Genomic DNA, 14,184 nt, shown 5'->3' on the forward strand with positions numbered 1-14,184 from the left:
ACATGGGAAACTGTATAACAAAACGATAAAGAAAGCTGAAATGATAAGAGAACTAAGTAATAAGATAAGCTTGGTTTTTAGACTACTCTTTGAACATGAAAAACATGAACCTACTATAGCGAATGCTACGGATGGGAATGTCCCTGTAACAGCATAAACGGTAACTGCTACAGGGAATATGTTTTGAACCCTTTTACGCAACTTTGAAGAGGGGGAGTTGAGATTCTGCGGTATTGTCGATTCTATATTTCCTGGGCGATTTTCTCGATTGATTGGTTTTGTCCTTAAGGATCAGGTTAAATTTCTTCTCCGCTTCAACATACCTCTCCCTGAACCAGGCCTCACGCAATGCCTTTTTGCCTATTGCAGAGGATCTTTTCTCGATAACAAAGCCGTCACTGATAGCGTATAAAGTAAGAGTGTATCTCGCTCGTCTTGCAGAGTTAGCAACCAGATCAACTGTTCTTAGAGCTGTCCCTGTCATAGTCACCCCCCCTAAGCGTACTGGCTCTTTAAAGAACCATACTACCTTAGAGATGACATTGTCAACAAGCTAAGTGTATGTATTTGTGTTATTAATTTCTTGACAATAACCAAATCAGGTTTTCACTGGTAAGTGGTACCTTTGACCGAAAAATATTCTTGCAGCCTTGCAGGAGATATCTATCATTGATCCTTTTGTCTTCTACTAGATCCCAAGCAGTGAAAATGAGCTGCAATCGACTATGCCTATGCCTAATCTCTATCCCGTCAAAGATAGGGTATGGGTGCAAATATTCTTCTACGGCCTTCCTGATTTGCCGATATGATTCCTTAGCAGCATCTGCGGTCATACCTAACGCCACCTGCCACGGAACTCTCTATCACGGTTGTCATTAACAATATAGACATATCGATATACATGACCGATATGCAACCCACAAAAAATAGCTAAAAAAACCTGCAAAATAGCAGCAGGGGGTAATATAAAAAACCACCCAAACAAAATTTTACTTACCACTGGGTTCATTGTACTGGTCGGCCACATTAGATAATAAACGAAGGCGCTGCCAGCAGAAAGCATGACCCAAGCGACAAGCACCCTATTCAGGATAAAGAAAAAGCCCGTCATGTAGTGATCCCGGATCACCCGAAGCGCATACGTGATTTCTCCTATTACCATCATAATTCCTCTTAAAAGTTTCATAGATCCTCCTCTAACCAGAAATAAATAAACAGAATTTAGAAGGCTTTGCCGAAGCAAATGCCGAACTGGCTCCCATCCGCATCCTTGAACCGTACCTTCTCATAATTGATGTTGAAGAGATAGCCGGGTGTCTTAACGCCTGCTTCCACCCTAGGTTGTGCTGTAGTGCCTGATATCGCCTGTATAACAGCCAATCCCAGCATGTACAGATCCTGGCCTTTCGGAAGAGCAGTGCCTATATTAAGGCCAGCGACACCGTATCCCTCTGCGTGATTCCGTGCGGCGTTACTACGTCCCCAGAACATACCTCCAGCGCCAGCAACCGGGTCTAGATGTACCGCCCCGAGAGTCAACGGCACAACTGCAAGGGATTCGAGCTTGAATCCATAATGTGTGGTTTTCTCAGTGGAGTATTTCTGGTAGCTGAAATAATCGGTCTCTCCTACTTGGCCCTCGGCCTTGAGATCCAGATCGAGGTGTTCCGAGACAGGGATTCTAGAGCTGACGCCTAATGCTACAACTGGCCCTGTCTCCCTAGCCACAGGCTTCCCATTGGAGAAATCCTTTAGCCTTAGCCCTCCGATATTGATGTAACTGGAAACTTCAGCGGCGTTAGCAGAACTGGTAACTACTACGAAGATGAAACAGAAGATAAGTTTTCCCATAGACCCTCCTTGTCTTTAAAAAAGTGGCAGGAGCGTGGCCCCCCGACCACCTCCCGCCTGCTCACCTCGGCCATGATCGAGGTAAGATCTAAAATGTCTCCTACCTATTTCGTGAGATTCAGCCCAAACTGGGCTTGACTAAGGATTTAATAGTGTGTATTGCTAAAAAAATTTAAATCCTTAAGGTTTTTTTAGCCTCCACAGGAGAACAACACGTGAAAACTCTTCAATGTTTTTGTTTAATTTCTCTTTCGATATTGATGCTTGGCTGGACTTCGGTCGAGCCACCAGCAGTGGTTCTCGCAGCAAAACTTAGGGGGCCTCTAACCGATGAAGTAGGAACTATTGAGGAGTTCACTTCTTTTTACCAAGGGGAAAGGCAGTGGGAAAAGCAAAAAGACGGGTGGCTATTGAAGATTACGAATCAGGATCGGCTCACTGAAAAATCCAATACGATCCGCTTCGCCTTTGTAAGAACATCTAATCAGTATGTCCTATCCAGAGCGGTTGTTGCTGAAAAAGAACTATCCCCAACTGAAATCAACTCGCTAATTATTGATTTTGCTTTTAGAAAAAAACAATCAGATGGGTTGAATAAGAAAGATGCTTCTGCAGGAGTTTTGGGATTAAAAAGAGCTGCGATTGAAGCTAAGTTAGGAAAACCAAAATCTACCGTTAAAAGTCTCAAGCCTACTGTTTACCTTTATTGCGTCAACGGTAGCTATAAACCGTATATTTATGACCATGAAGGGCATTATGTTGAAGAAGCTCCTCAACCCTTACAAGGTAATACTGTTGGGACATGCAGTGACTCCGAAACTATTTTAGTGATGTACGACAAAACCGGGCATGCAGTAGGAAGTGGTTACCTTACCGTGCATGGAAACACATATGACCAAGGGTGGATAAATTACCTAGATACCTTGATTTTGGGGACGGACAATAAAAAAGCTGCCATGGGGGCAAAAGAGGTCACCATCCCAGGAGTTACACAGGATCCCACCAAAATAAATCTCACTGAAGGGCCTTACAATGGGTCTAGAGCTATTGTCTTAACTTCAGGAATAAAGCATGTAATTTTTGAGATGGTAGGTGACGTGGATACGCCTGGACGAATGGGTATGGTTTGGTTCCTACCCAAGGCTATGATCAGAAGTGATTGGTTGAAACTTCTCAAAGACGAGCGCCTATGGGGGCCGAATGATGGAGGTGACTTTGTTCCTGCCAAATCTCCAAAATAGCAGCCTCCATATTTCGCTTTAAATCGGATTTTTTTTCTACACCCTACCCTTACCCTTCGTGCTTTTCTTTGTTTTTCCGGGAAAACTGAAAATATTGCTCCCCTGGAACTCGTAGTTGAAGATCGACCCCATATCCTCTCCTAACCCTCTGGCTATTCTTATTTCCACATAAGAATATAGATACTGCCTGGTTGGATTGGCAATTTCATTAGCCACGACTCTGTAGGTAAGGGTAGAAATCGAAGAGAGTGCAATCCCGTCTATAAGGCTGTCTGCTCCTCTTGTCTTGAGATCCAGGAAACACACTAGGCCATCAGGGTCTCGGTTCGAATTAAATAGGTAGTGATGCTCCCCCAATTTGTGCCTATTCAGCAGAACCACGTCCCCATATTTATCTAGGGCCTCATCGAGCGTCATGCCGCCCTCTTCCCTACTTCAGTAAGATAACCTTTCTTCTGCAGGAAGGAACATATCTTTTTGATTCGATCTGATTTTTCCTCCAGCGAATTTCCGAGGATTTTTACTTGATACCTGCCCTCCCCTCGGCGAGCTGCAAAATCATCTGAAAACATTGAATTGATTGCAGCCGGATCATAAGACCAGCTCGTATAACCATCCCCTACCAGGATCGCGAAGAAAACGAGCATGTCTTCCTCGTCCCGCAATGACAAGGTGATCTCGTTTTCCTTCTCACAGTTGCTGAATTTGAACATAGCTACAGGCTCAAGTTGCTGTTTTGCATTTTCTGTTACCATTGCTGCTCCTACAATTCGTTGAGGTACGCCTGCTTGATCTCAGTATCCTGGATGCAAAGATAATCAAGCGTCTGGCGTTGGGATGAGTGGTTGAACATTACCATAAGCGTTGGTATATCGACACCAAAAGTTACCCTCTGGTGGTATCCCCACGTCTTCCGTAGAGAATGAGCGCCGTAGTTCCCTTTCATATTGATCTCAGCACACCACTTCTTCACTAAGTTATTGAGGTATGGCGTCGTGATCGGCTTTCCCTTCCCTTCCCTGCTTTGGAACAGGTAATCTGCATCCTCTGCACCCGGCATAGTTGCCAACAGCCCTTGGACAGCTTGATACACTGTGGGGTTCATTGTCACCATTCGCTTCTTGGAGGTTTTCTGCTCTTTCAGGGTGAAATCATCGCCGATTTCCATGTGGCGTACTTTCCCTACTGTAAGTTTAAGTAGATCGACCCCACGAAGGTTCGTATTGATACCAACCGTAAAAATAGCAAAGTCTCTCGGATTTCCAGAGAGCAATTTTTTAATATTTTTAATGTCCTTCTCTTTTTTGATCGGTTCAACTTTTGTACTTGATCCCTTTACTGGGTGATTTCGATTTTTTATATCTACTACTTTTTCACTCTCCATTTTGCACCTCCGTTTTCTACACTAAAGCAGGGGGCAATCTCTCATTTTTCATGCCCTTCAAAAATTGCACCTCAGTTTTAACATTTCATGGTTTTTCCATCAATACTTAAAACTCATTTTTACTCGGTTAAGATCAGGCATTTGTGAACCCCTGTATTTACTGCATTTGGCATCTGAGTCTTAACTTTAGTATAAAAGTTAAGACTGAATCCACCCGGCATATATTCAAAAAACAATATACAATTTAGGACTGTTTCAGTCTTTTTTCTTGGTTTTGACTTTCCCATTGACCTAAGAGAGTCCTAATCAAATCAGATTTTTTTGTAAAAAATTTGATCTCCTTTTTTTTACATGAGGCGATCACCTTCCGGGCAAAATTATTCACAAACGAAGATCGAAATTCGATTGGAAATTTCAAAATGTCTGCACCGGCAAAAACGAGGTTGAAGTCTTCGTCCAGGTCAAAAAAATACAGCCGACGATCTGTCTCTTTCCCCCCACGATTTTTAGTTATCGCTTCAGCAATAACATTTGGCATCCAGACCCCGCCTTCTCGCAAGAGACAACAATCTGTGTAGGGGAGGGCAGAGAACAGTTCATCTAAACGCTTTTTTGCCTTGCTGTTCAGAATGTCCACGGCATTATCTGCATGCAGCTGAAGCTTCTCTACCATTACCTCCAAAACATCGACTGGCGTTTGTTTAAGGGACTCGAAACCTTCTACTTGGAAGTTTATAAGCCCTCCTCCTGTATGGTTCTCCACAGCCTCTAGTTCAATTTCTCTTGCCTCTGTGAAACAGAAGTTCGTAGTTATCCCGAGGCCCTGGCAATACGATATAGTTGTCAGCAGCTCCTGCAGGGCCGATTCAAGAAAGTCACGATGCACATCACCTGAGAAGAATTGCCTACCGTTATAAATTCCAGACATTATTATTCCTCACGATCCGGCAGTAATGCTCCGCCTTTTTAGATCTTCCACCAACTCATCGGCAAGGGCTTTAAGAATGTGCAGAGGGAGCTCGTCAAAAGTATCATAGCCTTCTACCTCCAGAGAAAGACTTCTTCCTTGCAATTGAGGCTGTATCACCTGGCTGCTTAAATGGCCTGCTTTGTCACATCTATAAACAAGCGTCGAATCAGGCTCAACATACTCAGCCAGTTCTTCGAAACATGAATTGATGATACCGACATAGAATTTCTCCGGCTCAAGATCCATTGCCACCTCCAGTGTAAACATAGTAAACAAAGTAAATTTAAATAACCTCGATCCGAGGGCTAAGGATCATTCCTCACCTATTTCGTGACCCATAACCCAGAGGGTTTTGTTGACTATGCGTCACAACCGGCTGAGTGCTTGACACTAACTATTATTTTTAATATGTTTTGGCTAAGTTATGAAATGAGGAGGGGAGTATGAAAAGGCCGTTAGCCACTATTCAAAATCGTCAATGCGGTGCCCGGAAATAGATGTTAATGGTACTTCCGATGGGCGACTCTGCGAGTCAGCAACCACACGTTATGAAAACGGCCTAAAAAGGAGGAGATTTATGGGATGGATTGCGGATTTGCTGAAAGAAATTCCAAGTGCGGCTCGCTACAAGTCGGAACTTGAGGCAATGGAAAGAGAAAACGCGCAGCTTGAACAAAAGGTAACGGTTCTTGAATCTGAGAATAAAGATTTGCGGCAAGAAATACAACGCCGAGACAACCTAATTCAAAATGAAGAATCTCACAAAAATCTCCTTGACGGTTCAAGAATGAAATGGGGTTGCATTACTTTTGACGGCATTAAACTCTATTGCCCAGCGTGTGCGCATAAAACCGGAAAACTAATTGAAACATCCAGAAAAGGCAGTAAAAACAGATTTTGCGCCGTGTGCAATTTGACTATTCCCGCAGCATGATATTTATAAAAGGAGGGAAATTATGAATAAATTAACCCTATCGGCAACAGTTGTCTTATTACTTCTTTTGTCTGCATCAACTGCATTTTGTAAAAAGAAACCAAGTTACACTATTGAACCAGATGCGCATATATTTGGCGCGGTAAAAGGACGCATGGACATTGTTGATGTTTTGGTAAAATTCGTTAAGGCTAATGGTAACACCTGTGACAGTGTAAGTGCTGCATCTGATAACGTTTTTTCCAAAGGGTTTACACTTAAATGCAATAAATTTAGATACGAATACCAAATATTAGACAAAGGCGGTAAATGGTATTTGAAAGTAGAACAATAACCAAAAGGAGATAGTTATGAAAATACTTATCATTTTTGCCATCGCTCTTATTCCTGTCGTTTCCTTTGCCGTAAGAATTCCAAACAGTTTAGGGCTTGATTGGAGAACCGATAAACCGACTGGTAAAAATTGGATAAAAGTTACAGATCTTCATCATCTCAACAAAAATTCTATCAAAAAGGTCAATGGCAGTATTTATCAAGCTACACTTTGCAATCCTGTAAATATTCCAGGAAAATCATCAACTAGTGCTTGGAACTACTTTAAGGTAAGGGTCGATTGTAAAAGCAAACAAGCATACACAACTGATTCCAACGGTGGATGGTTAGGCCCTATGTCACCCCAAGACTTCGACGAAGCTGTTATGAAACATGCTTGCAAATAACAAACCCCGAAGGGAGGCCAAAGAGTGCTGCCAGAAATACCGGAGTGGTCGGTTACACGCGGCCTTGAGGCCGGTGAACCGGGCACCCCAGTTGAAAATGCCATACTTTCGAAACAAACCTAAATTACACAAAATCCTTTACGCCTTTTGCAACATCTTCAGCTTACTTTGCTTGTTCTCTTACATTGCCGTCAGGATGGATCCAAAACAGTTTAATCCCTGCCCCAATAACACTAGGTATGGCACCAGATAAACAGTTTATGAGCGACGGATCATCAGGCTGTGCAATAGCAACAATATCATCTGGATTATTGTATTTCTCTTCAAAGGCCCTTATCACAGCCCTGCCGAAATGTGACTTGATCTGCTTTCCGTCAAAATAGGGCCTGGTAGTTAGATGTGAAGCCGAATTCCCCATGCTACCCTTGGCCTCAACAATGAGTGTCTCAGTGCCCTTCGTAGCCAAAACGTCAACTCCCCGCTGATGTCCGAGGCATTTATTCCTTATTTTCCATCCTTCAGCTTCCAGCCAAAGACAAAGGTTTCTGACAACCTCATCTTCCGTCATTTTCTCACCCGCATTGTTGTCTGGAGCGTCTTTAGGTTCTTTCAGCAACGAGCTGTGGATAAACGGAGATTTGCCTTCCTCTAACCGGGAGAACAGAAACCCTGCGTTATCAAGTTTTGCAATAATCTCATCCCTTACAGCTCCACTAGTGGCTTGATCTAGAGACTCTAGAAGCATGTAAATGTCAGGGCGTAACCGTTTTATCTTTCTCAGGAGCTCAGTTGGAATTTGCAGGTGTGACATTGTTTTCACCTTCTTGCAGATCTATCTGTTCGAAAGATCCAGGAATTTTAGCATCAAGTAGATGAAGCTGTCCCAGCTCTTTAGCAGAGTCTGGATCCATGGAAATACCATCTTTTTTTAGCTGCTTGTACGTTATTTCCAGACCTCGGTAATCTGTCATGGCAATCGACTGGATAGGAAGAAAACCAGGCTTCGCTTTGCCTGACGTGAAAAAAATACCCGCCTTATGGGTCAGGGATGCCTTAGGGATCATGAACTCACAATAAGTGGAAACGTCATTTCCTGTACAATCAAAAGGAGTGTAGGTCTTCTTCGTCTCCCGGTCATATATCAGAGGCCGAACTTTCGTCTTTTTGCCCGCCACCCAAGATAAGACGACATATTCTGCGTTCTTTGGTTTTTTAGGTCTATGTAACCTTTTATCTGGGCCTACGCCGAATAAAACATTTAGATTAATGTCATATATGTCTTTTGAACCAATTGTAACCGTTGGGCGATCTCGTGATATAAGCACATGCTCGTTAGGAGCTATACCCTCTAGTTTTACCTCTCGAAAACCTTGTTTCTCAAAGATAGGCTCTAATCTCGCATGGTCGTATTCTTCTTGGGTTCCCACCCAAACTGTGTCTCCATGCTGAACAGCGATATAGTCGCCCCATGGAGTTTGGATTTTGCAGCCGTCCAAAGGCCCTGGAAGTATCCTGATCGTGTCACAAATGGCTGGGGTTGAACTGAGATTAAACAAAATCAAAAGGAGTATGAATGTATAGCGCGTAAGCATATAAACCATCCTGTATTGTTTTCGCTCCGATTCGACCTTTATAAAACCTTATAAACTTTATAAACTTTAAATACTTATTAAAAGTAAAAACTGATTGACCTACTTCACCAGCTATCATATAAAAATCTTGCTGCACTACTTATTACTAATAAAGCAATGAACCGCTTTAAATAAGGAGGCAGCAATGAGCAAAGGCAAAATTTTTTTAGCACTCATTTATCTACTGATTGAGGTCGTGAAATGGCTGAGAGATATCCACTGGCCAAACTAGCACTATAAATATACACTACGACCATCGTGCAAAACAATACGTCACTGATCTGAAGTTGGGGCTTCTTTGACATTCCATTCTTTCGCCAGACGCTCAAATTCTGCCCCTGGAATGCCTAGAGCTTCATGGATTTCGTCTTGCGGTTGATAGTCCATAACCAGGACATTTAGACAGTCTTGAAAAATAGCGGTATCGAGCCGCCGAAAATCCGTTAGGTCGAATTTGAACCTGTACCCGTTGTAAAGGCCCAAAAGAAACCGAGCCACAACCTCACACTGGCCGCTGTTACCATTTGCAATTTTCCAGAGCCTTTTTGCTGCCTCTATTTGATCTGTAGTTGGTTTCATAGGCCTCCCCCCGATTCTCTTATTCCACTCTTATAATATATTTGAGAGCGTCTTTGTTAAAAAATACAATTTTTCGACTGTCGGAGCCCCTAACCATCGATCCTTATCAAGCTTTTAGGCCCCACTACAGGTGATAGGATCTTGACTGCTCCGTAGGGGGGTATTGCAGAGCTGTTTGCCGGTGCGTACTGATAATTATCCTGCCAGAATGCCCTTGCAAAACTCTCCATATTCCCTCCGGTGATCCCCTGGAGAGGATCAGACGTTTTAAGCGCCGCCGCAACCGGGAATTTACCCTGTGCCTTCAAAGCCAATCCTATCTGTTGTCCCCGAAAATAGTCGAGCTGACTGACGGGTTTTGACTCCAAAAGGGTATTGCTGTAAATGCCTGGTTGGGGAATCCCGCGTGTATACCCCATTTCTGTTTCTGCTAGAGTAGCTAGTGCCTCATTGAGCCAGTAAAGGGTTAGGTTGCCCCCGGCCTGCTGATAAGCGGCGTGGGTGAGCTCATGGGCTGTACCGGCAATAACTTGTCTCCAGGTTGAATCAATTACCACGGCAACCCGTCTGCTGTTGTCGAATACCCCGTTGTACTGTGATCCCCCTGGAGCTGCCAAAACGAGGTCGAGTTTACCAGTTGGGCCGATGATCCCGTTGACCGTGCCGACGATCCCCGGCAGGAAAAAAATCAACGCCTCGGCATCTGTGGCCTGGGCTGCAGTTTCGTAGCAAACAGATATATCCGGCGTTTCGACAATTGTCGGCAGACATCCGGCAATAGTAATAGCGTCAGCTCTCACCATTGGCTCGTTTATGGTGTCACCAGCATTCAATGCGGCCATTTTCAAAGCACCAAAAGTATCTGCCTTCAGCTCAACTGAGGTGGGCGAAGGATTGAAGTAGGTACCACTCGTATAGTTGACAAAACCAAGGTCAATAGCTGCATGCTGCTCGACATGTTGTTCTCCACCGCAACCTGCTACAATCACCAAAGACATCATAATAAGAACTTTACCGATTTTCATAATCATCCCCACAGCTACCTAAAAGTGCCCGCTATTTTAAAAGCTGAACCCGAAATTGACGCCAACCTGGTTCCCTTCAACGTCGCTGTATTGGATGCTTTCATATCTGACGTTGAGAAAACTGTTTAAAAAGGCCATTCCGGCCTCTGCCCTGGGCTGTATCTTCGCCTCTCGTATCATTGGGACAACTGCCCCCGCCTCGGCGTACAAAAGCCCCCCGCGAACCGGGTTAGAAACTCGCACCCCTGTTATACCGTACCCGGTGCTAGAATTTGAAATCTGGTTAGTATGACCCGAAAACACATACCCAGCCCCGGCCAACGGCTCAAAAATATACCCCAACAGCTCAACCGGGTATACCCCTACACCCTCCGTTTTCAGGTTGTAATGAGTGGTTTTAGTGGTGGTTCCCTTTGCATAGTCCAGGTAATTGGTCTCCCCCACCTTACCCTCGGCCAATAGATCAATCCTCGCAGGATTGCCGAAGACCGGCACGCTCCCTTTGACCCCAAGACCGTACATAGCCCCTCGCTCCCGGCTTACATGGTTGCCGTCAACAGTATTGTGCTGTTTCAAAACGTCGATCACCACATAGGTTGATACTCCCTCGACTGCTGCCAGAGCGCCGGTAGCCGTCGCCAAGATCACAAAAATTGAAAGAATGATGTTTTTCATAAAAACCCCCTGCTGCGCTTATTTGCGCTTGTTACCCTCGTCGTCAACAACGAGGGTGTATTAGTGCCCTTTAAAAAAACCTGATTTACCAGTTAAAAGAGGCCCCGATTTTCGTAGCTACTGCACCCCCTGCTGCTATTGGAGTAGATAGACCACCAGAAATGGCAACAGAGGTTGATACTCTGTAGGTTCCACCTATCCCTATTGCTACTTCACCATCATATTGACCAACATTCACGGCCAAAGCCTTTGTTGCAGAGGGATTTGAAAATTCTGGTGTAGGGATAGCAAGCGAAGCGGCAATACCCTTTGCAGCGTATTTTTTAGCCCCATTTACCCCACTATTGATTTCCTGCCGAAGCCCTGTAACCGCCTCGTCTACCTTCCCTGTGACGATCTGCTTTAGCTGGTTCAATTGCCCCACATTCGCAGCATCGGTACTATTGACGCCGCTTGCAACCCCTGTAATTTTTCGGTTCCCAACTTCAACAACATTAGCCTCGGTAGCCACTGAACCTGCACCGATTGCCACGCTATTAACCGCGTTCCCTGTTACCCTGGCATTGTTGCCAATGGCAACCCCGCTTTGTGCGAGGGTGTCTACTCTGGCCCCGGTTGCAATAGCAACACTGGTATTTGCCCCTGCATTGGAATCTGTACCCAATGCCACACCCCCGGCCCCGGCGCTGACGGCACCCCGGCCAATGGCAGTAGCCCCAGACGTCCCGGCATAGGCATCGGCCCCGATTGCGATTGCTTCATCCCCTTTGACGGTCACGCTCCTGCCGATCCCCACGGAGTTAAAACCAGATATGATCCCGTTTGTCTGGGATATGTCGAAGGAGCCAAGGCCGATTGACCCTTGGCCGGTGACTGCATAGCCAGAACTAAACGAGTTTTGACCAGCAGCTATTGACGAACTACCTATAGCAGTCGCCCCCGTTGCCGTCGCCATTGATGCACCACCAATTGCCGTTGAAAAAGACTGAGTGGCCGATGCCCCCATACCAACAGCCGTTGCCTGTTGTGTCATTAAAAACCCGCTCCCCGCTTGGGCGTTGTACCCAATAGAGGTTGCCCCGCTATCCCAAGTTTGAGGGGCGATAGAACCGGCCCCGTAAACGTTTTGATTGTCAGTTACCACAGTCTCAGCCTGTGCAATCGCTGTCGAAAATGCCAAAATAACTACAGTCAACAATGTTTTCATGTGTTACCCCCTTTGCCGAAAAAGGCAAAAACGGGGAATGAGCCGTAAGCTACATCCCCCATTGTCTGTGGTCTATTTCCTTACCTGGTTTTGCTTTCCAGCTCGTTAATTATGGAGTTAGCCCTGTAATCGCTGTTGCTGCCGCTGTTGGTAATGCTGGCATCGCCTTTCTGGCAAATGATGTTGTCGATAATGCCCCCTTTGTTGAGGACACCCACCATAAGGTAGCCCCTCTCATAGATGCGAATATCGCCGCCAGCGAATTTCTTGATCTGGCTGTAATCGGTATTGACGGTTCTTTCAAACTCGGCAACTGCTGTTTTGCCCAACTCCACCCCCCCGCAAATCTCGCTGAGTTTAGGGGTAAGGCCGGATTTGATACCGTATTGTGCTGCCCCGCAGCCGGTAAGAGCCGCTACTGTTGCTACTGCCACCAGGATTTTGATTAGGTTTTTCATGTTCATACCCTCCATTGAGTCCTTATTTTGTGCCTGCACTGCTATCATGCATTGAGCAAGCTGTTCCTTTACATCGAGACAAAAGGAAAAGCCCGACAAGCGGGCCTCCCCAGGCCAATCTATTGGAATTTGCCGATGACAGTATAGACAGCAGGGCTGCCCCCATCGCTAATGCACTGCACATTTTTACCGCTATTAACAGCAGCGGGAATATCCCCTACAGCACTGTTCTCAGCTAAAGCCGCCGCTTTTTTGTCTAGTGCGAGACAAAAATCTCCTTTTACAGGCGAGAGAACAACAGCCGGAAATGAATATGTGGTGCGGTCAATCACATATGGTTGTGAGTCTCCATCAAAAATATTTTCTGGAGCTTTGGGAACGCCCTTTAGATAACCCTTGTTTGTAAGGCCGCTAAAGTCAGCATCGGAATATGGTCTCTTCTCCCATGTGTAGTAGGAATCTGCTGCGTTAGAGAGCTGGCTGATTTGATCAACTACACGGGTTACATTAGATTGGCTCGATGCGGTTTTGAATGGGTCGGCGAATACGCTAACGAGTATTACGACTACCAGCCCCAAGATTAGAAGCATGACCAGCATTTCTACGAGTGTGAAACCTTTTTGATTTTTTATTGTGTTATTCATGGTGCTACCCTCCCTTTTGTTACTTTTGTGGTGTGTTGTATTGTTGTTAGTGTTCATTTTCATACCCTCCGTTTGCTGCAATAAAAAAGGACGCAAGTGCATAAGCACGGGCGTCCTTTCCCAAAGCTATTAATTAGTTTTGCTCTCTTTCATCCTGAAAGAGAATCTACCTATTTCGTGAGGTTGCTTTCTACTTTCTGCTAGTAGCGATAATCGCCTTGATCTGTTTTAACCACATCTTCTACTTTTTGGAGATTCTCTGGGACATCCTTTTTTGAAGGATCTATCTTCTCCATGGTGCCTGGTTTGACTCTTTCGATTTTGTGCGAATATGTTTGCCCAGGTAGAACGTACCATTTCCCCCATTCAGCACCAACTCTCTGAACCTGGACATGTACATTACCGTTATTCACCATTACAACCTTGCCATCCAAATATGAAACCTTGAAATCTACGATCTCCTTATTCGGTTTGATAAATATAGGTATAGACAAATGCGGTTTCAGCCATACCTTTTGTATTGCAGGGTCAATAATCCGATCAATCTCTAAGCGATAGCAGTGCTCTATATCGCGAGACATTTTCTTGAGGATCCCAATACGCAGTTTCTTAGGGGCAACAAAAACAGCGGGAGTAGCAACAAGGTCACGGGTATCTTTTAAAATTGGCTGTCCTGTGTCATCAGTGCCAACCCATAGTTTGACAACCGCCTTATATTTGTTGTCATCTTCGGTTATTGAAAATTCCACATATTTTTTACCTTTATCCTCAATGATCGGGAGAGGGAAAAGAGTAAATGCCTGTGCACTTCGACTTGCAATTAACATTGCGAATATAATCCATAATTTTTTCATTTCTGCACCACC

21 protein-coding genes are annotated in these 14,184 nt (G+C 44.8%); 4 read left to right on the forward strand and 17 right to left on the reverse strand.

Features of this window, described 5'->3' with window-relative positions:
* Positions 1 to 193: 193 nt before the first annotated feature.
* The 3 genes from ML541_RS16620 to ML541_RS16630 all read right to left on the reverse strand — a co-directional run bounded on the left by ML541_RS16620 (position 194) and on the right by ML541_RS16630 (position 1,851).
* The gene (locus ML541_RS16620) at positions 194 to 484 is read right to left on the reverse strand and encodes a hypothetical protein (protein ID WP_243374602.1); all 291 of its coding nucleotides are present in this window, start codon (positions 482 to 484) and stop codon (positions 194 to 196) included.
* Positions 485 to 835: 351 nt separating this feature from the next.
* The gene (locus tag ML541_RS16625; RefSeq protein ID WP_243374603.1) at positions 836 to 1,186 is read right to left on the reverse strand and encodes a hypothetical protein; all 351 of its coding nucleotides are present in this window, start codon (positions 1,184 to 1,186) and stop codon (positions 836 to 838) included.
* 35 nt (positions 1,187 to 1,221) lie between these two features.
* Entirely contained in the window at positions 1,222 to 1,851 is a 630-nt protein-coding gene (locus ML541_RS16630; RefSeq protein WP_243374605.1) for a hypothetical protein, read from the reverse strand.
* A gap of 215 nt (positions 1,852 to 2,066) precedes the next feature.
* Here ML541_RS16630 and ML541_RS16635 point away from each other — a divergent pair, with 215 nt between their 5' ends.
* Complete coding sequence (locus tag ML541_RS16635) at positions 2,067 to 3,092, forward strand: hypothetical protein (protein WP_243374607.1); 1,026 nt, start codon at positions 2,067 to 2,069, stop codon at positions 3,090 to 3,092.
* Positions 3,093 to 3,128: 36 nt separating this feature from the next.
* On the opposite strand, the gene ML541_RS16640 is transcribed toward ML541_RS16635, so the two are convergent.
* The 5 genes from ML541_RS16640 to ML541_RS16660 form a co-directional block, all read right to left on the reverse strand.
* Positions 3,129 to 3,509, reverse strand: a complete 381-nt coding sequence (locus tag ML541_RS16640) for a hypothetical protein (protein WP_243374608.1) — start codon at positions 3,507 to 3,509, stop codon at positions 3,129 to 3,131.
* A complete protein-coding gene (locus ML541_RS16645; RefSeq protein WP_243374610.1) occupies positions 3,506 to 3,847 on the reverse strand; it encodes a hypothetical protein in 342 nt (113 codons plus the stop codon). The genes ML541_RS16640 and ML541_RS16645 overlap by 4 nt, the downstream gene beginning before the upstream one ends.
* Positions 3,848 to 3,855: 8 nt before the next feature.
* Positions 3,856 to 4,476: a tyrosine-type recombinase/integrase gene (locus tag ML541_RS16650; protein ID WP_243374622.1), complete on the reverse strand. Its 621-nt coding sequence runs from the start codon at positions 4,474 to 4,476 to the stop codon at positions 3,856 to 3,858.
* 244 nt (positions 4,477 to 4,720) lie between these two features.
* Positions 4,721 to 5,404 (reverse strand): hypothetical protein, encoded by a 684-nt coding sequence (locus ML541_RS16655; RefSeq protein WP_243374624.1) that lies wholly within the window; start codon positions 5,402 to 5,404, stop codon positions 4,721 to 4,723.
* Between the two features lie 9 nt (positions 5,405 to 5,413).
* A complete protein-coding gene (locus ML541_RS16660) occupies positions 5,414 to 5,692 on the reverse strand; it encodes a hypothetical protein (protein WP_243374626.1) in 279 nt (92 codons plus the stop codon).
* 331 nt (positions 5,693 to 6,023) lie between these two features.
* On the opposite strand from ML541_RS16660, the gene ML541_RS16665 reads away from it, so the two are divergent.
* From ML541_RS16665 to ML541_RS16675, 3 genes are read left to right on the forward strand one after another with little or no spacing between them, the layout of a single operon-like run.
* Positions 6,024 to 6,380, forward strand: a complete 357-nt coding sequence (locus tag ML541_RS16665) for a hypothetical protein (RefSeq protein WP_243374628.1) — start codon at positions 6,024 to 6,026, stop codon at positions 6,378 to 6,380.
* Positions 6,381 to 6,402: 22 nt separating this feature from the next.
* Positions 6,403 to 6,714 carry a hypothetical protein gene (locus ML541_RS16670; protein WP_243374630.1) on the forward strand — a complete coding sequence of 104 codons (312 nt, stop codon included), beginning with the start codon at positions 6,403 to 6,405 and terminating at the stop codon, positions 6,712 to 6,714.
* A 16-nt stretch (positions 6,715 to 6,730) separates the two neighbouring features.
* Positions 6,731 to 7,099, forward strand: a complete 369-nt coding sequence (locus ML541_RS16675; protein ID WP_243374632.1) for a hypothetical protein — start codon at positions 6,731 to 6,733, stop codon at positions 7,097 to 7,099.
* A gap of 163 nt (positions 7,100 to 7,262) precedes the next feature.
* On the opposite strand, the gene ML541_RS16680 is transcribed toward ML541_RS16675, so the two are convergent.
* From ML541_RS16680 to ML541_RS16720, 9 genes are all read right to left on the reverse strand, one after another.
* Positions 7,263 to 7,910, reverse strand: coding sequence for a hypothetical protein (locus ML541_RS16680; RefSeq protein WP_243374634.1), 648 nt, complete (start codon positions 7,908 to 7,910; stop codon positions 7,263 to 7,265).
* Positions 7,885 to 8,691 carry a hypothetical protein gene (locus tag ML541_RS16685; protein WP_243374636.1) on the reverse strand — a complete coding sequence of 269 codons (807 nt, stop codon included), beginning with the start codon at positions 8,689 to 8,691 and terminating at the stop codon, positions 7,885 to 7,887. Before ML541_RS16685 ends, ML541_RS16680 begins: the two co-directional genes overlap by 26 nt.
* A 312-nt stretch (positions 8,692 to 9,003) precedes the next feature.
* Entirely contained in the window at positions 9,004 to 9,309 is a 306-nt protein-coding gene (locus ML541_RS16690; RefSeq protein WP_243374638.1) for a hypothetical protein, read from the reverse strand.
* 89 nt (positions 9,310 to 9,398) lie between these two features.
* Positions 9,399 to 10,334 (reverse strand): hypothetical protein, encoded by a 936-nt coding sequence (locus ML541_RS16695; protein ID WP_243374639.1) that lies wholly within the window; start codon positions 10,332 to 10,334, stop codon positions 9,399 to 9,401.
* A gap of 36 nt (positions 10,335 to 10,370) precedes the next feature.
* The gene (locus ML541_RS16700; protein WP_243374641.1) at positions 10,371 to 11,009 is read right to left on the reverse strand and encodes a hypothetical protein; all 639 of its coding nucleotides are present in this window, start codon (positions 11,007 to 11,009) and stop codon (positions 10,371 to 10,373) included.
* 85 nt (positions 11,010 to 11,094) lie between these two features.
* Positions 11,095 to 12,216, reverse strand: coding sequence for a YadA-like family protein (locus ML541_RS16705; RefSeq protein WP_243374643.1), 1,122 nt, complete (start codon positions 12,214 to 12,216; stop codon positions 11,095 to 11,097).
* A gap of 80 nt (positions 12,217 to 12,296) precedes the next feature.
* Positions 12,297 to 12,674 (reverse strand): hypothetical protein, encoded by a 378-nt coding sequence (locus tag ML541_RS16710; RefSeq protein ID WP_243374645.1) that lies wholly within the window; start codon positions 12,672 to 12,674, stop codon positions 12,297 to 12,299.
* Between the two features lie 119 nt (positions 12,675 to 12,793).
* The gene (locus ML541_RS16715; protein WP_243374647.1) at positions 12,794 to 13,375 is read right to left on the reverse strand and encodes a prepilin-type N-terminal cleavage/methylation domain-containing protein; all 582 of its coding nucleotides are present in this window, start codon (positions 13,373 to 13,375) and stop codon (positions 12,794 to 12,796) included.
* 143 nt (positions 13,376 to 13,518) lie between these two features.
* Complete coding sequence (locus ML541_RS16720) at positions 13,519 to 14,172, reverse strand: fimbria/pilus periplasmic chaperone (protein WP_243374649.1); 654 nt, start codon at positions 14,170 to 14,172, stop codon at positions 13,519 to 13,521.
* Positions 14,173 to 14,184 lie beyond the last annotated feature (12 nt).

It is taken from the genome of Geotalea sp. SG265, assembly GCF_022808985.1.
Taxonomy (GTDB): domain Bacteria; phylum Desulfobacterota; class Desulfuromonadia; order Geobacterales; family Geobacteraceae; genus Geotalea.